Source organism: Halosolutus halophilus (assembly GCF_022869805.1).
GTDB classification, from domain to species: domain Archaea; phylum Halobacteriota; class Halobacteria; order Halobacteriales; family Natrialbaceae; genus Halosolutus; species Halosolutus halophilus.
The window spans coordinates 1,290,199-1,308,519 of sequence record NZ_CP094974.1 but is presented as its reverse complement, the minus strand read 5'-3'; the positions used below and the strand labels follow the sequence as shown (position 1 = coordinate 1,308,519).

At 63.1% G+C, this 18,321-nt stretch carries 17 protein-coding genes and 1 tRNA gene; 13 read left to right on the top strand and 5 right to left on the bottom strand.

Features of this window, described 5'->3' with window-relative positions; genetic code table 11:
- Position 1: 1 nt before the first annotated feature.
- Positions 2-1,840: an FAD-binding protein gene (locus tag MUG98_RS06340; RefSeq protein WP_265111302.1), complete on the top strand. Its 1,839-nt coding sequence runs from the start codon at positions 2-4 to the stop codon at positions 1,838-1,840.
- A gap of 104 nt (positions 1,841-1,944) precedes the next feature.
- Here MUG98_RS06340 and MUG98_RS06335 read toward each other — a convergent pair whose 3' ends face one another.
- Positions 1,945-2,139: a XapX domain-containing protein gene (locus MUG98_RS06335; protein WP_265111301.1), complete on the bottom strand. Its 195-nt coding sequence runs from the start codon at positions 2,137-2,139 to the stop codon at positions 1,945-1,947.
- A gap of 151 nt (positions 2,140-2,290) precedes the next feature.
- Here MUG98_RS06335 and MUG98_RS06330 point away from each other — a divergent pair, with 151 nt between their 5' ends.
- Positions 2,291-2,515, top strand: coding sequence for a helix-turn-helix domain-containing protein (locus tag MUG98_RS06330; protein WP_265111300.1), 225 nt, complete (start codon positions 2,291-2,293; stop codon positions 2,513-2,515).
- Between the two features lie 373 nt (positions 2,516-2,888).
- Here the strand turns inward: MUG98_RS06330 and MUG98_RS06325 are convergent, their stop codons facing one another.
- Together MUG98_RS06325 and MUG98_RS06320 are read right to left on the bottom strand one after the other, a co-directional pair.
- Positions 2,889-3,704, bottom strand: a complete 816-nt coding sequence (locus MUG98_RS06325) for an HD domain-containing protein (protein WP_265111299.1) — start codon at positions 3,702-3,704, stop codon at positions 2,889-2,891.
- Between the two features lie 46 nt (positions 3,705-3,750).
- On the bottom strand, positions 3,751-4,227 hold the full coding sequence (locus MUG98_RS06320) for a redoxin domain-containing protein (RefSeq protein ID WP_265111298.1): 477 nt from the start codon (positions 4,225-4,227) through the stop codon (positions 3,751-3,753).
- A 616-nt stretch (positions 4,228-4,843) separates the two neighbouring features.
- Here MUG98_RS06320 and tatA point away from each other — a divergent pair.
- The 3 genes from tatA to MUG98_RS06305 all read left to right on the top strand — a co-directional run bounded on the left by tatA (position 4,844) and on the right by MUG98_RS06305 (position 5,886).
- Complete coding sequence (tatA, locus tag MUG98_RS06315; protein WP_265111297.1) at positions 4,844-5,146, top strand: twin-arginine translocase TatA/TatE family subunit; 303 nt, start codon at positions 4,844-4,846, stop codon at positions 5,144-5,146.
- 10 nt (positions 5,147-5,156) lie between these two features.
- Positions 5,157-5,229, top strand: a tRNA-Arg gene (locus MUG98_RS06310).
- A 312-nt stretch (positions 5,230-5,541) separates the two neighbouring features.
- Positions 5,542-5,886, top strand: coding sequence for a polysaccharide deacetylase family protein (locus MUG98_RS06305; protein ID WP_265111296.1), 345 nt, complete (start codon positions 5,542-5,544; stop codon positions 5,884-5,886).
- 54 nt (positions 5,887-5,940) lie between these two features.
- Here MUG98_RS06305 and MUG98_RS06300 read toward each other — a convergent pair whose 3' ends face one another.
- Complete coding sequence (locus tag MUG98_RS06300; protein WP_265111295.1) at positions 5,941-7,182, bottom strand: acyl-CoA dehydrogenase family protein; 1,242 nt, start codon at positions 7,180-7,182, stop codon at positions 5,941-5,943.
- Positions 7,183-7,488: 306 nt separating this feature from the next.
- On the opposite strand from MUG98_RS06300, the gene MUG98_RS06295 reads away from it, so the two are divergent.
- Positions 7,489-8,577, top strand: coding sequence for a phosphotransferase family protein (locus MUG98_RS06295; protein ID WP_265111294.1), 1,089 nt, complete (start codon positions 7,489-7,491; stop codon positions 8,575-8,577).
- 21 nt (positions 8,578-8,598) lie between these two features.
- Here the strand turns inward: MUG98_RS06295 and MUG98_RS06290 are convergent, their stop codons facing one another.
- A complete protein-coding gene (locus MUG98_RS06290) occupies positions 8,599-9,366 on the bottom strand; it encodes an SDR family NAD(P)-dependent oxidoreductase (RefSeq protein ID WP_265111293.1) in 768 nt (255 codons plus the stop codon).
- Positions 9,367-9,727: 361 nt separating this feature from the next.
- Here MUG98_RS06290 and MUG98_RS06285 point away from each other — a divergent pair, with 361 nt between their 5' ends.
- The 7 genes from MUG98_RS06285 to MUG98_RS06255 are packed head-to-tail and all read left to right on the top strand — an operon-like array spanning position 9,728 to position 18,318.
- The gene (locus MUG98_RS06285; protein ID WP_265111292.1) at positions 9,728-13,288 is read left to right on the top strand and encodes an ATPase, T2SS/T4P/T4SS family; all 3,561 of its coding nucleotides are present in this window, start codon (positions 9,728-9,730) and stop codon (positions 13,286-13,288) included.
- Positions 13,285-15,354 carry a type II secretion system F family protein gene (locus tag MUG98_RS06280; protein WP_265111291.1) on the top strand — a complete coding sequence of 690 codons (2,070 nt, stop codon included), beginning with the start codon at positions 13,285-13,287 and terminating at the stop codon, positions 15,352-15,354. Before MUG98_RS06285 ends, MUG98_RS06280 begins: the two co-directional genes overlap by 4 nt.
- A gap of 1 nt (position 15,355) precedes the next feature.
- A complete protein-coding gene (locus MUG98_RS06275) occupies positions 15,356-15,901 on the top strand; it encodes a DUF7287 family protein (protein WP_265111290.1) in 546 nt (181 codons plus the stop codon).
- A gap of 4 nt (positions 15,902-15,905) precedes the next feature.
- A complete protein-coding gene (locus MUG98_RS06270; protein ID WP_265111289.1) occupies positions 15,906-16,532 on the top strand; it encodes a DUF7288 family protein in 627 nt (208 codons plus the stop codon).
- Positions 16,526-17,008, top strand: coding sequence for a DUF7261 family protein (locus tag MUG98_RS06265; protein WP_265111288.1), 483 nt, complete (start codon positions 16,526-16,528; stop codon positions 17,006-17,008). Before MUG98_RS06270 ends, MUG98_RS06265 begins: the two co-directional genes overlap by 7 nt.
- Before the next feature lie 6 nt (positions 17,009-17,014).
- A complete protein-coding gene (locus MUG98_RS06260) occupies positions 17,015-17,530 on the top strand; it encodes a DUF7266 family protein (protein ID WP_265111287.1) in 516 nt (171 codons plus the stop codon).
- The gene (locus MUG98_RS06255) at positions 17,527-18,318 is read left to right on the top strand and encodes a DUF7289 family protein (protein WP_265111286.1); all 792 of its coding nucleotides are present in this window, start codon (positions 17,527-17,529) and stop codon (positions 18,316-18,318) included. The genes MUG98_RS06260 and MUG98_RS06255 overlap by 4 nt, the downstream gene beginning before the upstream one ends.
- Positions 18,319-18,321: the final 3 nt, after the last annotated feature.

The following is an 18,321-nucleotide window of genomic DNA, read 5'->3' as shown; positions in this document are numbered from 1 at the left end:
AATGTACGAACACGACGTTATCGTGGTCGGCGCCGGCGGTGCCGGCCTCCGGGCCGCGATCGCAGCGCACGAAGCGGGCGCCGACGTGGCGATCGTCTCGAAACTGCACCCCGTCCGCAGCCACACCGGCGCAGCGGAAGGCGGAATCAACGCGGCGCTCCAGGAGGGCGACGACTGGGAACTGCACGCCTACGACACCATGAAAGGGTCGGACTACCTGGGCGACGCCCCGGCAGTCGAGACCCTCGCACAGGACGCCCCCGAGGAGACGATTACCCTCGAACACTGGGGGATGCCGTTCTCCCGCGAGGACGACGGGCGCGTCTCCCAGCGACCGTTCGGTGGACTCTCCTACCCACGGACCACCTACGCCGGCGCGGAAACCGGCCACCACCTGCTGCACGTGATGTACGAGCAGGTCGTCAAACGCGGCATCCAGGTCTACGACGAGTGGTACGTGATGAACCTCGCGACGACCGACGAATCGGACCCGAACGATCGGGAGTGTCACGGCGTCGTCGCCTACGACGTCCAGTCCGGTCAGGTCGAGGGGTTCAAGGCGAACCAGGGGGTCGTCCTCGCGACCGGCGGTCCCGGACAGGCCTTCGATCACACCACCAACGCAGTCTCCTGTACCGGCGACGGGCACGCGATGGCCTACCGGGCCGGCGTGCCGCTCGAGGACATGGAGTTCATCCAGTTCCACCCGACGTCGCTCCCGTCCACGGGCGTCCTCATCTCCGAGGGGGTCCGCGGCGAGGGCGGCATCCTCTACAACGCCAAGGGCGAGCGGTTCATGTTCGAGCACGGCTACGCGAATAACTCCGGCGAACTCGCCTCGCGCGACGTCGTCGCCCGCGCCGAACTCACCGAAGTCAACGAGGGTCGGGGCGTCGACGACGAGTACGTTCACCTCGACATGCGCCACCTCGGGGAAGAGCGCATCATGGACCGCCTCGAGAACATCCTCCACCTCGCGGAGGACTTCGAGGGCGTCGACGGCCTCGTCGAACCGATGCCGGTCAAGCCCGGCCAGCACTACGCGATGGGCGGCATCGAGGTCGACGAGAACGGCCAGAGTTGCATCGACGGCCTCTACGCGGCCGGCGAGTGCGCCTGTGTCTCCGTCCACGGGGGCAACCGTCTCGGCGGGAACGCCCTGCCCGAACTGATCGTTTTCGGCAAGCGGGCCGGCCGTCACGCCGCCGGCGAGGATATCGGGACGGCCGAGATCAAGACGGGCTACGGCGACGACGTCGAAGACGAGACCGAAACCGAGTTCCCGGTGACGCCCGGAGCCGCGGGTATCGACACGGACGACGGCGTCGCTGCCGACGGGGGCGTCACTGCAGACGCCGAAGGCCTGCTCGACCGCGCCGTCGAACGGGAACGCGCCCGCGTCGATCGGCTCATGGACAAAGACACGGGCGTCCAGCACGCGGAGATCCGCCAGAAACTGCAGAACGCGATGACCGACTACGTCAACGTGTTCCGCACCGAAGACGGCATCCGGAAAGCGCTGAAGATCATCCGCGAGTGTCGCGAGGAGTACCAGGACGTCTACGTCGACGACCCCTCGCGGACGTTCAACACCGACCTCCAGATGACCTACGAGACGCGGAACCTGATCGACGTCGCCGAGACGATCGCGATCGGCGCGCTCGTGCGCAACGAGTTCCGCGGCGCCCACTGGCGCCAGGAGTACCAGGAACGCCGCGACGACGAGTGGCTCAAGCACACGCTCGTCTCGTGGACCGACGGCGAGCCGTCGGTCTTCTACCGCCCCGTCATCCTCGAGGGCCAGGAGAAGACGTACGAGCCGAAAGAGCGCAGTTACTGACGACGTTTCGGCCTCGATTTTCTCGCCGTTCGCCGTTCGCCGTTCGCCGTTCGCCGTTCGCCGTCGATCGCGATCGAGTCGTTCCGATCGTTCCCACGCTGCCGTTACGCGCCGATTACCTCGAGTAAATCGATCCCGATGTCGAAGTAGTCGATCAGCTTGTACCCGACGTAGATACCGATGATCCCCACGATACCGGGGAGTTCCGGCGGTGCCGGGATCGGGACGTTGAGAAAGCGAAACAGAACTCCGGTGAGCAAGCCGGTCAGGAGTGCGAGGAGAGTAACGTACGTCGACATCGTTTTCGTGTTCACTCGCAGTGTCGAGTACAAAAGCGCCTCGCCTGCCGGTTGTAGATGCGCTCGCACCGATCGCGAGCCGATCGTATCATCGGTCGGGACGATCGGTGCAGGCAGAAGGTATACCTGTCAGCGACGGAATCTCTCGGGTATGGGTTCGTCACCATCACGGGGGGCAGACGTCTCGGTCCCGTCGGATCTCGATTCCGCGCGCGGCAAACTGGTATACCTCTACGTGGCGCTCAACGACGGCGCAACGGCCGAGGAACTCGGCGACCACCTCGACCTCAGTCGCGGTGTCGTCCTCTCGATCACCGGGACCCTCCGCGACGCGGGTCACCTCGAGCGTACCGACGACGGGTTCGAGATCGCCTGAGCGGTCGAGTCGATCGACTGACGCCCGAAATCCCTCCCCCAACCTGTTGGCCGGGATCGAGATGCACCGCAGAGAGCGGTGCATCTCGCGACTCGGGGGAGGGCAGGCTAGTTCACAAAGGTGGTACCGCGAGCGAGTGCCACGAGCGAGCGGGCCGACGACCGACGCGGAAAACGCTGTGCGTTCGGAACGGAGAGAGGAGGTTTTCATCGAAGCTGAGCGGGATCGAAGATGCTGCGAGGTCGTCGGCGCAAAGCGCCGACTGCAAGCGATTCCGTCGGAATCGCCCCGTCCGAAAGAGCGCTTCGCGTTCTGTTGACAATTTCACCGAGTGCGGTCGCTTCGCGACCGCACGCAGAGTAAAAGTTCGTTTTTAGAGTTCGATCCGTTCGACGAGTTGCTCGCGGTTCTCGTTCGTGTTGACCGCGACGATCCGGATCTCGTCTTCGAGTCCGGAGCCGCGGAGTTTGGCCTTGAGCAGGTTGTCGACCTGGTAGACGCCCGCGGCGTTGGTCATGGCGATTTCGACCATCACGGGTCGCGTATCTCCCTCCTGGAGCGAGACGCGGCTGATCGCCTGACTCGAGAGGGTGTTGATGCCGCGGCCGCCGTGTTCGTAGGGGATTCGCGATCGGCCGCTCTCCATGTCGAGGGCGTCGGCGACGCGGATCACGCCGGCTTCGGTCGTCAGGGGATTCTCGGCCGTATGGTGACAGAGGATGGCGTGAAGCACTTCGGCTTTGATCCGGACCTGCTCGGCGACGTCGTAGAACTCGGGCAGGATGCGATCGAGAACGTCCGCCGCGAGCGGAATCGAGTAGTAGACGTGCTCGTCGCGGTGGACGACGTGGCCGATGTCGTGGAGCGTGGCGGCCAGCGCGATGATAACCGACTCGTCTTCCTCCGCGAGTCCCTGCTGACGCGCGCCGTTGAAGTCGACGTCACCGGCTTTCAGGAGGTCGTACAGACAGAGCGCGCGGTTGCGGACGATCTCGATGTGTTTCGAACCGTGGTCGTTGTATCGCATTCGATCGACGGCGTTGACGTTCTGGGCCTCGAGATAGGTCTGGATCTCCTCGTCCTCGGCGACGAACTCGAGGACGCGATGAAGTTTCTCGTCGGGGAAGTGATGGTCGCCGTCGGGAGAGTAGACGCGGCCGGCTGACTCGTCGTCGGCAGAATCGCTCATAGACGCACGTCGGCTGCCGGCTAAAAAAGCCCTGCGACGCCGGTGATTACGCCGCGTCGGCGGCTGCCTGCTCGATTTCGTCGTACTCCGGTTCGACGCCGGGATCGTCGCTGACCCACCCGTAGGTGATCTCGCCGTCGCCGTCGACGACGAACACCGATCGCTTGGCGACGCCGTAGACGCCGAGGTCGTCGAAGTCCATCTCGACGTCATAGTCGGCGACGAGTTCCTTGTTGTAGTCGCTGATGAGTCCGAACTCGAGGTCGTTCTGCTCGCGGAACTCGTTCAGCGTGAACGGGGAGTCGCGGCTGACGCCGTAGACCGTCGTGTCGAGGTCGTCGAACGCCGAGAGTCGATCCTGGAACGCACACATTTCGGCCGTACAGACGCTGGTGAAGGCCCCGGGGAAGAACGCCAGAACGATCGGTGCCTCGTCGAGGCGATCCGAGAGGGTGAACGACTCGATGTCGCCGGTTGCAAGCGGTGCGGTGAAGTCCGGTGCGTCGTCGCCAGTGGTTACCATCGTCGGTTCGTTGCGCATAAACTGGAAAGACAGTTTCGTTCGCGGAACAACACGCCCGGTGGAACCGTCGTTCGTGTCGTCGAGGATGCGGCGACGCCGGATCGGCTCCCGTCTCCGGCAAGGTAGCCGGAAGAAGGTGGTTATACCGACGATTTCAGGGCGGACACTGAAGGCGGTGTACCGGGTCATATCGATCAGGGCATGGGAGCCAACGGAAGTCATCGGCGACCGATCGAGTACGACGACCGGGACAGCTCCACCGCACACTGTGGCCACAAGAAACGATCGGCCACGGATCGACGACTGGGGTTGTGCTACGCGTGCCGCGAAACGCGGAGTACGAGCGACGAGGACTGGATCTGACCGATCGCTACGGCACCCGTCCGGCGACGGCGCCGAGGATCGAGTCGGTCGGAGTGTCTCGATCAGGGTCAGTGTACGGTGCCCGAACACCACCTGCAATCGGGGCGACAGGTCGCGATCGGCGGGGACGTCGCGTCAGGGAACCGCTCGCCGAGACGCCTTGTTATCAGGCTGAAAGGTGTTTGATTCGGGTATTGTCACCCTGCTCGCTCCAAAAAGGTTATAATTGCCAGTCGGTAAGCCACGCATAGAGATGGTAGCCGAAATTGCACCGCTGTTCATCCCCGGCGCACCCGGGGGACCGGAACTACTGATCATCCTTTTCATCGCCATCTTGCTGTTCGGGGCCAACAAGATCCCGAAACTGGCTCGCTCGACCGGCGAGGCGATGGGCGAATTCCAGAAGGGGCGTGAAAAGGTCGAAACGGAACTCGAAGAGATGCGGGAATCGGGATTCGAGGAAGACGACGAATTCGACGAAGACGACGAGGAATTCGTCGACACGGAACCGGTCACCCGCGAGGAGGAGGCCGAAACCGAGACCGAATCCAACTGACGCTTTTGCGGGGCGTGTGGCCTAGCGGATAGGGCAGGAGGTTCCTAACCTTCTGATCGCGGGTTCAAATCCCGTCACGCCCGTTTCCCGACGAACGACAGTGAGTCGTGTAAACGGAAATTGTCGGATTTGAATCGGGGAGTGAACCGAGGCGGAACGACCGTGGTTCGAATCCCGCCACGCCCGTTCTACGAGGAGCGGACGCGACGAGCGAGGGCCCGTCGATTCGAAACAGACCGAGGTTCTGCGAGCGTCACAAGTAGGTTCTCGGGCGTAGTTCGAACCCCGCGTCGCCCCTTTCCGCCCAACGGTCCCGTTACAACACCAGTCCGAGGAACCGATCGCTGTAACAGACGCATTACGAATCCGTTTCTCGGTGGCGATCGCATAGCCGGATGACACGGCGCAGGTACGTCGCAGTGGCGGCAGCGGTCTCGACCGGTGGCTGTCTGGGGACTGGCGGCGATACGAGCGGGAACGGGACCGCCCACGGGCACGTCACTGATCCACACCGGATTCCGCGCGTCGTCGATCCCGACGTCGAGACGGTCCGCGACGCGATCGATCTGACGGCGGACCGTGGCGGAATCACCTCGTTCGTCTTCCACGAACTCGACGACTCGGAAACCGTGCTCGCTGACCTCGTCGATCACCTCACGGAGCGCGAAGCCGATGGAGCGGTCTCGATCGTCACGCCCGCAGACCTGGCCGAGGAGTGCTGCTATCGACCGGATCAGTGATCGTCCGTCGATCGGTCCGTTCCGAAAACGGGCCGCGTCGTCCGCGCCGATCCGTCAGTGACCGTCGCCGGACCGTCTGGTGGGCTGGCCGAACCGGGTCACGGGCTCGAGTTCGGCCTCGTCGACGTCGTCGAAGGCGTGGCGTGCGATGACGCGCCGGTGGACCTCGTCGGCCCCGTCGACGATTCGGAACTGCCGGACCGACTCGTAGAAGTCCGACAGCGGGAGGTCTTTGCCGATGCCGTTGGCCCCACAGCACTGGACGGCGAGGTCGATCGCATCCTGGGTGACGTTGGCGGTGAAGACTTTGCACATGGAGACGGGCACCCGTGCTTCCTCGCCGGCGCTGATGCGATCGGCCGCGTCGCGGATCGCCGTCCGGGCGACGTGGAGGCGCGTCTCGGCGTCGGCGATCCGGTGGCGCATCGCCTGCTTGTCCGAGAGCGTCGAGTCGAACCCCTCGCGTTCGCTCATGTAGGCTTTCGCGATGTCGAGCGATCGCTGGGCCATCCCGGAAAAACGCATGCAGTGGGTCAGTCGCGCGGGACCGAGCCGTTCCTGGGCGTGGACGAAGCCCCGATCGAGTTCGCCGAGCAGGTGCTCCTCGGGGACGCGAACGTCGTCGTAGACGATTTCGGCGTGGGACTCGCTCCGAGAGCCGCCGCCCATATGTGGGACGTTGCGGACGATATCGACGCCGTCGGCGTCCGCGGGCACGATGAAGATCGAGCACCCCTCGTAGGGGTGAGCGTCCTCGTTGGTCCGGGCGAGGACGAAGAGGACGTCGGCTTCGACGCCCTGCGTGGTCCACCACTTGTGACCGTCGATGACCCAGTCGTCGCCGTCCTTCTCGGCGGTGGTCCGGATCATCTTCGGGTCCGACCCCGCGCCCTGCATCGGTTCGGTCATCGAGAAGCCGGACTTGATGTCTCCCGCGACGAGGGGTTCCAGGTACTGTTCTTTCTGAAGGTCGTTCCCGGCCAGTTCGAGCAGGTGCATGTTCCCCTCGTCGGGGGCGTCGACGCGCATCGCGGTCGCTCCGAGGAGGCTCCGGCCCGCCTCCTCGAAGACCGGCAGTGCGTCGCGGAAGTCGACCCCCATGCCGCCGTGCGCTTCGGAAATCTGTGGGGCGTAGACGTCGTACTCGCGGGCCGCCTCCCGGAGTTTGGTCACCGTGCCGCTCGAGACTGCCATCCCGCCCGGTCGCTCTCGCTCCATCGGGAGGACTACCTCTTCCATCAGGTCGTGTGCACGCTGGGCGAGTTCCTGGGCCTGCTCCGAGTCATCGTATCGCATATGTGTTCCTCGTTCGGATCCTCGATAGGTATATCTGCCGTTCCCACGTGGTAAGATCTGGACCGAATATATTTATCTATGGTTCCGATAATTGGCTTTTATCTTACGATGTTAACTCAATTGTAGGAATCGTGACTGCTGGAAACGGGATCGGTCGTAGACCTGTCGCCACGACCGACGGGTCCGTCGGGCGGTCGATCTCGATACCGGCGACGGGTTCCCGAAGTTCTTAACGTCGCATGCGTGGAAGTGCGGAACAGTGAGTTGTACCATGGTGACGGTCGACGGGATTCCGGGGGTGAGCGGATGAGCGACGAAGCGTACCTCGACCGACTCGTCGACGAAGACCGGTTACGGTCGTACCTCGCCGACGCGCTGGGTCCGGCCGATCGACTCGAGATCGAACGGGTGGACGAGGGACACTCGAACGAGACGCTGTTCGTGACGTGGGGCGAGCAGGACCTAGTCGTCAGGCGCCCGCCACCGGGGAAGACCGCGGACACGGCCCACGACGTGCTGCGCGAACACCGCGTCGTCTCCTCGTTACAGGAAACCGACGTACCGGTCCCGGAAACGGTACTCGCGAGCGACGACCACGAGGTGATCGGCAGCGACTTCTACGTGATGGGGCGACTGAACGGGGACGTGATCCGCACCGAAGAATCGGACTGGCTCGCGACCCGGGACGCCCGCGGGCGGGTCAGCACGGAACTGGTGGATACGCTCGCAGCCATCCACGGCGTCGACTACGAGGCCGTCGGTCTCGGCGAGTTCGGCTACCCCGAGGGGTTCACCCAGCGGCAGGTCGATCGGTGGCACGAACAGTTCGAGTGGGCGCGGGAGACGACCGCCGACCACCGCGACCTGCCGGAGCTAGAGCGAGTCACTGCGTGGCTCGACGAGCACGTTCCCGCGGAACATCCACACACGCTCGTCCACGGCGACTACAAACTGGACAACGTGATGCTCGCGCCGGCGAACGCCGACGGCGCGACCGACGCGGGCGACCCGGAAGTCGTCGCCGTCTTCGACTGGGAGATGGCTACGCTCGGCGACCCCTTCACCGATCTCGGCTGGATGCTCTCGTTCTGGCACGATGCGGACGATCCCGAACCGCCGATCCCGGACCTGTATCCGACCCTGACGGCCCGAGAGGGCTATCTCACGCGACGGGAACTGATCGACCGCTACGAGGACCAGACCGGATTCGAGTTCGACGAGCCCCGGTTCTACGTGGTGCTCGCGATCTACAAGATGGCCGCCCTCGGAGAGATGTTTTTCCGTCGACACCTCGAGGGTAACAGCGACGATCCGCTGTACCCGAGAATGGAAGACGGCGTCTCACGGCTGTTCGACGAGGCGACGAGCCTCATCGACGGGGAGTACGAAATCTAACGGCCGAACGGAGGCCGTCGACTACCGCGCCGTCCAGCCGCCGTCGGCCGCGAGTACCTCGCCGGTGACGTAACTCGCGGCGTCGCTCGCGAGGAAGACCGCCGGGCCGGCGATCTCCTTCGGATCGGCGAACCGATCGAGCGGCGTCCGGTCGATAATCGACCGTCGGAGCCCCTCGTTGTCCCGGAGGTCGTCGGTCAGTTCCGTCGCGACGTAGCCGGGAGCGATCGCGTTGACCCGTACGTCGGGAGCCCAGTCGATCGACGTGCTCTTCGTGAGGCCGACGAGGCCGTGCTTCGAGGCGACGTAGGGGTGCTGGCGTGGCAGTCCGACCAGGCCGCCGACGCTGGCGACGTTGATGACCGCTCCGCCGTCGCTCTCGAGGAGTTCGTCGGCGGCCGCCGTCGTCACCTCGTAGGCGCCGTTCAGGTTGACGTCGAGGACCCGATCGAGGCTCTCGGTGGAGACGTCCTCCGGCCGCCCGAGTGCGTCGTCCGGGTTGAAGCCGGCGTTGTTGACGACGACGTCGACGGAACCGAAGGCGTCCGCTGTTCGATCGATCGCGTTCGCAACGTCGTCCGGATCGGTCACGTCCGCGGAGACGGCCAGCGCATCGCCGCCATCGTCCTCGATCGTCTCGGCGACCGCCTCGATCTCGGCGGTCGATCGGGCCGCAGGGACGACGGCGGCCCCCGCGTTTGCCAGTTCGACGGCGATCGCGCGGCCGATTCCGCGTCCGCCACCGGTCACCAGTGCGACTCGTTCGGAGAGGTCGAAGAGATCACTCATCAGTCAACACCACGTCGGCCCACTTGCGTAATCCTTCTGCCGGTCCGGTGGTCGTCCTGAACACGTACCGTCCCCCGAGTTCCGGTACCAGTCGGGCAGTCACGCGGGTCGATCGAACGCACTACGATCGACGTAGGAACCGGTAGCTTCCCGTATCGGGTAATCGAGCGACTACTATGAAACCAAGACTGAACGCACTAGAAATTATTTACCGGGAGTTCGTACGCCCCTCCCATGCTCGAAGCAGGTCACGAGAGAGCCGGACGGCGGATAGAACGGGTTCGGACCACCGTTCACGGGATTATCAGAAGTGGTAATGTGTACATGAATTTTTTGAAGGGGGAGGGATAGGGTGGATTCAATGGCTATTGACGAGGCCGACCAGTCGGATGCCGGGCAATTTTCTGAGGGCGAGGCGTCCCAATCTGAGTCGGAGGACCAACGATCCCACGAGTCGGACTCGAACGTCCGTGTCGGAGAGTACACATGGGCGGACTTCATGGAGGAACACGGACACGATGACGAAGTCTCGGAGCTCTACCCCGACGATAAGCCGGGGAGTCGGCTCGGACTTACCACCGGCGGATCGAACGAACCGGTTCCGAGCGGAGACGACTGGAACCAGGTCGAGTTCGATCCCGAGTCCTATCTGGGATTTCACCCGGACGACCTCGAGTCGATCGTCACGGATACTGCGGTCCCGAACGCCGGGACGCTCCAGCGGATCTTCCTGGATCACGTCGATCCCGAGACGACTCCGGTCACCAAGGACGTCTACTCGTGGGAACACTACAAGTGGGAGTACTACTACGAGGACGACGGCAGTCGACCGCGTGACAGTACCGGCGAGATCGTTCGCCACGACGAAGAGGCGGCGCTCGGCTTCGACCCCGACACGCTCGAGGACCGCCTCTCGATCGGGGACGATATCGCGATGGAACTCGACGACGTGGTCGAGGAACGGACGGTAAACGTCCAGCAGGACTTCGACGAGGACGAGTTCTTCTCGACGGCCGCGGGGAACACTACCGTTACCAACCGGTACGATCTCGAGAAGGCAGTTCCGATGGCCAAGAAGACCCACTTCCAGGAGGTCGAGCGCTACTGGGTGAACAAACCCTACGCCTGCGTCGTCATCTTCCACTCCGAGAAGGAAAACGAGAAGAAGTACTACGTGATCGAGCCGTACCTGAACGACATCGAGACGGAACTCCAGGAGTTCCTCTCGGGGAAACTCAGGACGGCGATCAAGTACTCCGAGGAAGGGATCAAGGAGAAAGCGAACGAAGACGGTCGACGGGACGTCATCGAGAACGAGACGCGACGGCTGTTGAAGCGATACGACCTCTTCGAGAAGACCTCGAGCAAAGCGAAGGCCGGCATTCTCGAGACGATGCGGACCCTGCTGGACGACGACAGGGACGACGAGGAGATCGAGGTTGGTCCGACCCAGCTCGATGGGATCGAGGTCCGACCGGAGCCGAATATCCTCGCCGACGACCCCGATACGTTGAACGAGTATCAGGTGGAGAAACTGCTGTACCTGCTGAAGCGGAACTTCATCGGCTACGAACGGATCGACGGAATCAAACACGACATCAACGTCGAGGACATCTCCGTCGACGGCTACAACTCTCCAGTCTTCGTTTACCACTCCGAGTACGAACAGATTATCACGAACATCTACCACGGCGAGGACGAACTCGACGACTTCGTCGTCAAACTCGCCCAGCGCTCCGGGAAGGGGATCAGTAAACGACTGCCACAGGTCGACGCGACCCTCCCCGACGGTTCGCGTGCCCAGTTGACGCTGGGGAAGGAGGTGTCCGACCACGGGACCAACTACACGATCCGACAGTTCAAGGACGTCCCGTTCACCCCGATCGACCTCATCAACTGGAACACCTTCTCGCTGGACGAGATGGCGTTCCTCTGGCTCTGTATCGAGAACCACAAGAGCCTGATCTTCGCCGGAGGTACCGCCTCCGGGAAGACGACGAGCCTGAACGCCGTCTCCCTCTTTATTCCGTCCAGCGCGAAGATCGTCTCGATCGAGGACACTCGCGAGGTCGAACTCCCACAGCGCAACTGGATCGCGAGCGTGACCAGACCCTCGTTCGCCGACGACGAGCAGGGTGACGTCGACGAGTTCGACCTCCTCGAAGCCGCACTGCGCCAGCGACCCGACTACATCGTGATGGGTGAGATCCGCGGTGAGGAGGGCCGGACGCTGTTCCAGGTCATGTCGACGGGCCACACCACCTACACCACCTTCCACGCCGACTCCGTCGACGAGGTGCTCAAGCGGTTCACGACGGACCCGATCAACGTCTCGAAGACGATGTTCACCGCGCTGGACCTGGTGTCGATCCAGACCCAGACCCGCGTCCAGGGGAACAAGGTCCGTCGGAACAAATCACTGACCGAGATCAACCACTACGAGGCCGAACACGACGAGATCAACGTTCAAGACGTCTACCAGTGGCAGGCCGAGACCGACGAGTTCCTCAAGATGGGGGACTCCAACACCTTAGAAGAGATCCAGTTCGATCGGGGCTGGAACTCGGAGAAACTCCAGGACGAACTGTTCAAGCGGGAGGTGATCCTCGCGTACCTCATCAAGAACGGACTGAACACGTACGCGGAGGTTGCTGCGACGGTCCAGGCGTTCATCAACGATCCCGACACGATTCTCACGCTCATCGCGAACGGCCAACTGGAGGACAGCCTCGACGACCTCCGGGAGATGGAGAGCGTGCTGATCGACGTCGACAAGGAGAAAGAGGAACTCGTCCCACGGCCGGAGGCGACGAGCGAGACGTACAACCTCTCGATGGACGTCCTGGAACGGGCCGAGGAGTCGCTTTTCGAGGAGTACCGCGGGAAAGTCCCGAGCGGCCTCGCGAGCGCCCTCGGCGACGTGGAACAAGAGAGTACGATCCAGGTCGACAGCGCGGAGACGGACGACTTCGACTTCGCCGGTACCGTCGACGACGTCGGAGCGGACGGCTGGGAACTCGGTGACGGCACGACGGACTTCGATGCCGGGACGAGCGGCGCCGGGGGCGGCGAACCGGCGTGGCTCGACGACGACAGTGGATTCGACATCGGCGGCGGCGACCCCCAACTGGAGTCGGCCGACGGCGATGCGACGGCGAACGCCGACGCGGCCGGCGGTGGTGTCACGTCGTCCGGCGCGAGTGAGTCATCCGCCGCCGGCGCGGAGGCGGCCGGCGACGACGGCGGTACCACTGACGTACCCACGAGGCCCGCGGACACGGGTGGACAGGGCGGGACGTCGGCTCGCCCTTCGGACGACGGAAGGGACGGAGATCTCGGCGGGTTGTTCAACGATATGGGCGAAACGCTCGACAAGATGGAGGCGGAAACCGGTGGCGAACCCACCGGGGGAACCGGGGGTACCGGCGCGAAGCCCGACACGTCCGGCTTCGACGCGATGTTCCCCGACGACGACCTCGACTCGATCTTCGATCCGGGCGCCGACGACGAACCGCCGGAAACCGACTTCCGCGATCAACTGGAGAGTGCGACCACGGACGCCGAGAGTGACGGGTTTGCTCCGGAGACACAATCACGGGACGATCGCGACGAGCCGACGCCCCCGACGATCGATCTCGGGGAAGACGACGCCGACGAATCGTCACCGACCGCGGGCGACGGAGCGACGGCCGGGTCTGGGGACGACGAGCCGTCCCCCCCGACGATCGACCTCGGGGACGGAATGGAGACCGACGAGCGCGACGACGACTCGACGAGCGATCGTCCGGACGGGGCGGACGGTGCGCCACCCGACGCCGACGACGGATCGATGTTCGGCGAGGACTCCGGATCGATCTTCGACGACGACGAGGACGACGAAGATTCCGTCTTCGGAGACAGTGACGAGGAGAGCGACGCATGAGCTTGCAAACCGACGATAGCGGGGGAACCGGCGTCTCGACGAGTTCCGACGCACTCGGTGAGATGTTCTACCCGCTGTACGACCGGCTGTTCGGCGAGGAAAGCGAGTTCGTCTCCGACCTCGAGGAGAAACTCGCGCAGGCGCGGATGACCGACACCGTCGAACTCTACCTCTCCCGTGCGCTGGGGATCGGATTGATCGCCGGGATCGGCCTGTGGCTGATCGGCCTGATGCTCGGCTACGGCTTGTTCGCCACCGGGGTCGTTCAGGTCGACGAGATCATCGGCATCCCGATCGGGAGCGAGGCGATCCTCGAGATAATCGAACTGCTCCGGGTCCCGGTACTGGTCCTGTTCACTGGGTTCCTCTTCGGTACGATCGGGTTCGGTCTCGGCTTCGGGTCGCTGGTCGCGATCCCCTACTCGCGTGCGTCCGCCCGCAAGCGCGAGATCAATATGCTCCTGACTGACTCCGTCTCGTTCATGTACGCCCTCTCGGTCGGCGGCCTGAATCAGCTGGAGATCATCGAGGCGATGGCTCAGGCCGACGACACTTACGGCGAGGTCGCAAAGGAATTCCAGAGCGTCGTCAAGGAGACGGAGTACTTCGACGTCGACTACCGGACGGCGATCCGCAAACAGGCACTCGAGACGCCGAGCGACGAACTCTCGCAGTTCCTGACCGACATGCTCTCGATCGTCAACAGCGGCGGTGACATGGAGAGCTTCCTCGAAGACAAGAAAGAAAAGCACATGCGGACCGCCAAGCAGGAGCAGGAGCTAACCCTCGAGACGCTCGAACTGTTCGGAGAGATGTACATGACGCTCTCGCTGTTCCCGCTCCTCCTGATCATCATCATGGTCGTCATGCAGATGATCCCTGGCGCCGACGTGACCGACCAGATGCTGTACATGACCGTCTACGGGCTGATCCCGCTGACGGGGGTCGGATTCATCGTCCTCGTCTCGACGGTCAAACACGACGAGCCGGGAGACGGCTACCTGACACTGGGCGGCGGCGACGATCGCCGGGTCGAGAACAGTCACGAGCAAGGACTGCTCAACCTCGGCCTCGTCGAACAGTTCACCGGCGAGCACAGCGTCTTCGATCGCATCAAGAACCGTGAGGGGACCTACGAAACGGTGAGCGTCCTCAAGCGGCCGCACATCTTCTTCCGTGACAACCCGCTGTTGACCCTGCTGTTGACCGTCCCGATCTCGACGATGATCGTCGTGACGGCGATGGTCTCCGGCTCAGCGCCGACGTCGTGGAACGGGATGGTGGCCAATCCGATCTGGGGGACGTTCATCTACGTGTACGTCCCGCTGTACATCATCGCGGTCCCGCTGTCGATCTTCCGAGAGTGGAACGTTCGCCACCGCGGTGCCGTCGTGAACAAACTCTCCGAAGACCTCCGGAAGCTCTCGAGCGCGAACGACACCGGACTCACGTTGCTCGAGTCGCTCAAGTCCGTCTCGGACACCACGAGCGGGAAACTGGCTCGCGAGTTCGAGATGATGCACACGAAGGTCAACTACGGGATGAGCCTGAAACAGTCGCTCATCGAGTTCAACAACAAGTATCACATCCCGCGACTGGCACGGACGACGCGGTTGATAACGGAAGCCCAGGAGGCGTCGAACCAGATCTCCGACGTGCTCCGGACGGCGGCCCGGGCCAGCGAGAATCACGACGACATCGAGCGGGAACGCAAATCACGAACTCGGATGCAGGTCGTGATCATCATCATGACGTTCATGACGGTGCTCGCGGTCATCACGATCCTCAAGACGCAGTTCATCGATACGATGGCCGGGCTCGAGGGTGGCAGTGCGGACGTCAACGCAGGTGGTGGTGGTGTCGGTAGTGGGCTCGCCGACGCCAACCTCAGCGAGAACATCGACGTCGACAAGCTGTCGATGTTGTTCTTCCACGCCGTCACGCTCCAGGCGATTATCTCCGGCTTCATCAGCGGCTACATCCGGGATGCGGACCTGCTGAGCGGGCTGAAATACGCGATCATCCTCGCGACGATCGCACTCGTCGGCTGGACACTCGTGGCATAACATGACTCGAGGCAACAGCTCTCGAACCCCAGCCCGACGCAGTCGACCACGGACGATTTCGGTCTCGCTGTCGGACCGCGGGCAGACGACGCAGGACTTCGCCGTCGGGATCGGCGTCTTCCTCCTGGCGGTCGCGTTCATCTTCACGTACGTGCCGTCGCTGGTGACGCCGTACGACTCGTCGGTTGGGGGAGCCGAAACCGCCCAGGCGAATAGGATCGCGGATCGGATCGTCGAGAACACGACCGATTCGTCGACGCCGAACGAACTCAACGGAAGCCTGTACCAGGAGCGGTTCGCAGACGATCCCGAGAACCTGATTGCAGAACTCGGACTCCGGGCGAACGACGATGATGACGTCTTCGATCGGGTGAATATCACGATCGAATCGCTCGGCGACGACTCGGTCGACGACGCCGACTGGAGCGGCGGCCACGTCTACGACGACCAGACTGCGGCCAGTTCGGCCCGAATCGTGACCATCGACGACGACGACGGGAGTATCGACTGCGATCCGGGCTGTCGGCTCGTCGTGAGGGTCTGGTGATATCATGAGAGGACAGACGGACCGCGCACAGGCGTACACGCTCGAGGGATTCATCGGCGCGATGATCCTCCTGCTTGCGGTCCTCTTCGCGCTCCAGGCGGTCGTGATCACGCCGACCACCGGCGGACTGGCCGATCGGACCGTGCAGGCCCAGCTTCAACAGGAGTCACAGGATGCACTTTCCGTCGCCAGTCAGGACGGAAACCTGTCGGAGACGGTCCGCAACTGGAACACCTCCCAGGAGAAGTTCCACAACGCGACCGAGCCCAGCAGTCCCGGACAGGAGGTGCAGACGTACACACCCGGGGAGTTCGCGAACCAGTCGCGACTCGGGCAACTCCTGCAGGATCGGTACACGAACGACGGCTGGAATTACAACGTCGAACTCGTCTACGAGAACGAGGACGGCGACGGATTCAACAGTACGCATCTGGTGTACCAGGGATCGCCGCCGTCGGACGCGTTCACGGCGAGTCACGTCGTGACGCTGTACGAAGACGACACCGTAACGGCCGGTGACGGATCGTCTCTCGAGGACGCCTACGACAACCACGAATATCCAATCCCACCGGCTGAGACCGACAGCGAGTACCTCTACACTCTCGTCGAGGTTCGGGTGATACTATGGTAACGACGAGTCAGCACAGCGATCAGGGGCGGAACCGCGACCGTGGACAGCTAATTCTGATCGGAGCCATCACGCTCGCGTTCATCATTCTCGGCGTCGTCGTCGTCTTCAACGGCGTTCTCTACACCGAGACGCTCTCCTCGAGTGCGACGAGCCAGAGTGCGAGCGATGCGGCGACGACGGAAGCAGAGGTCGCGCGCGGTATCGGGTGTCTCGCCGAGAACGTGAACGGGGACGCCGACGTAACTAATCCGAGTGACGAAGTCGAGACACAGGTCGAGAAATTCAGTGAGATGTACCGGAACACGACTGCTAACTCGGAACCAGCGATACGGAACGTCAGTCTGGTCGACGAACCACAGACCGACGGCAGTAACAACGTGACACAAGTAAATGTGACAGTCCAGTACAGTTCGAACGACGTCGACTATTCGACGGAACTGCAAATCGAACCCGAGAACTGTCCGGAGACGGAGTGAGATCGAATGAGACGACCACTACTCGGCGAGCGATCTCGCTCCGAACGGGGGATGTCGATCGCGATCACCCACGTTCTGACGATCGGGATCACTACGATCCTCATCGGCCTGCTGTTGACGAGTTCCGGTGCGATGCTGGACACGGAGACCGATCGGAGCGCCGATCGATCCCTCGAGACGATCGGGGAACGGCTGGCGGGAGAGATTGCGAACGTCGACGCGATCGCGACGGACAGCGACGAGAACGTCACGCTCACGACCGAACATCCACGGACGGTTGCAGGATCGGGTTACACGGTCGAGTTACTCGCCGCGGAAGAGGACGTCTGCGGTGACGCGCCCCTGCTCACCGACAGCACCGACTGTCTGCGTCTGACCGCCTCCAGTGCGGACGTGGAGATGTACGTGCCGTTGAAAGTCGATACGGACGTCGAGCACGAGAGTTCGGCATCCGGTGGACTGATCGAGATCAGATACGACAAGAGTCAGGACCATCTCACGATCGAGAGTGGTACGTCATGAACGAGCCAGGAACACCGCTCGGGACGGCTGCGGACGCACAGGGGGACAGGGAGCGTGGCGTCACGGAGGTGATCGCGTTCATCCTCGTCTTCGCGATCATCCTCAGTTCGGTGGGGGTGTTGTACACCACCGGGTTCCAGGCGATGGACGACTACCGGGAGAACGAACAGCTCAGCAACGCACAACGCGGGATGACCTCCCTTGGGGACAACTTCAACGACGTGCTGCGGTACGACGGCGTCGAGCGGCGGTACGGCGAACTGACGCTCCGTGGCGGCACGATCAGAACCGGTGGTGAGAACACCACCATACACGTCGCAACTGGTTGGAACGGATCCGATACGTCCGTGGCAAACAGTACGGAACTCGGGGCGCTCGCGTATGAGGGCGAATCGGCCACGGTCGCGTACGAAGGCGGTGGTGTGTTCCGCCGGAGTGGAGACTACAGTTTCGCGATCAAACAACCGCAAGTGCGGTGTACTCCCGAGAGCGACACCGCCGTCATCTCGCTCCTGGTCCTCGATCACGACGGCGAACGATCGTTCCAGAGCAGCGACAGCGTCGGGTTCACGATCGTCGAAACGAGTACGACGCGACACACCGACATGTCCGAGATCGACCCGACTGCCGACGAGATACGGATCGTCGTCGACGATGGCCCGTATCAGGACGGGTGGAACCAGACGCTGGAACGGGGCGGGTGGACCCGGGACGAGGACGACCCGGGGTACACCTGCGACGTCGAGGACCTCGAAGTGCAGATCGTCACCGCGGAGATCGAGTACTGATCC

Excerpts from the sequence above, each read along its gene's own strand:
- MUG98_RS06295 (WP_265111294.1), top strand. The coding sequence starts at position 7,489 with ATGAGCGACGAAGCGTACCTCGACCGACTCGTCGACGAAGACCGGTTA.
- MUG98_RS06270 (WP_265111289.1), top strand. The coding sequence starts at position 15,906 with ATGAGAGGACAGACGGACCGCGCACAGGCGTACACGCTCGAGGGATTC.
- MUG98_RS06260 (WP_265111287.1), top strand. The coding sequence starts at position 17,015 with ATGAGACGACCACTACTCGGCGAGCGATCTCGCTCCGAACGGGGGATG.
- MUG98_RS06290 (WP_265111293.1), bottom strand. The coding sequence starts at position 9,366 with ATGAGTGATCTCTTCGACCTCTCCGAACGAGTCGCACTGGTGACCGGT.
- MUG98_RS06320 (WP_265111298.1), bottom strand. The coding sequence starts at position 4,227 with ATGGTAACCACTGGCGACGACGCACCGGACTTCACCGCACCGCTTGCA.
- MUG98_RS06335 (WP_265111301.1), bottom strand. The coding sequence starts at position 2,139 with ATGTCGACGTACGTTACTCTCCTCGCACTCCTGACCGGCTTGCTCACC.
- tatA (WP_265111297.1), top strand. The coding sequence starts at position 4,844 with ATGGTAGCCGAAATTGCACCGCTGTTCATCCCCGGCGCACCCGGGGGA.
- MUG98_RS06330 (WP_265111300.1), top strand. The coding sequence starts at position 2,291 with ATGGGTTCGTCACCATCACGGGGGGCAGACGTCTCGGTCCCGTCGGAT.
- MUG98_RS06325 (WP_265111299.1), bottom strand. The coding sequence starts at position 3,704 with ATGAGCGATTCTGCCGACGACGAGTCAGCCGGCCGCGTCTACTCTCCC.
- MUG98_RS06305 (WP_265111296.1), top strand. The coding sequence starts at position 5,542 with ATGACACGGCGCAGGTACGTCGCAGTGGCGGCAGCGGTCTCGACCGGT.
- MUG98_RS06285 (WP_265111292.1), top strand. The coding sequence starts at position 9,728 with ATGGCTATTGACGAGGCCGACCAGTCGGATGCCGGGCAATTTTCTGAG.
- MUG98_RS06300 (WP_265111295.1), bottom strand. The coding sequence starts at position 7,182 with ATGCGATACGATGACTCGGAGCAGGCCCAGGAACTCGCCCAGCGTGCA.
- MUG98_RS06340 (WP_265111302.1), top strand. The coding sequence starts at position 2 with ATGTACGAACACGACGTTATCGTGGTCGGCGCCGGCGGTGCCGGCCTC.
- MUG98_RS06265 (WP_265111288.1), top strand. The coding sequence starts at position 16,526 with ATGGTAACGACGAGTCAGCACAGCGATCAGGGGCGGAACCGCGACCGT.
- MUG98_RS06255 (WP_265111286.1), top strand. The coding sequence starts at position 17,527 with ATGAACGAGCCAGGAACACCGCTCGGGACGGCTGCGGACGCACAGGGG.
- MUG98_RS06275 (WP_265111290.1), top strand. The coding sequence starts at position 15,356 with ATGACTCGAGGCAACAGCTCTCGAACCCCAGCCCGACGCAGTCGACCA.
- MUG98_RS06280 (WP_265111291.1), top strand. The coding sequence starts at position 13,285 with ATGAGCTTGCAAACCGACGATAGCGGGGGAACCGGCGTCTCGACGAGT.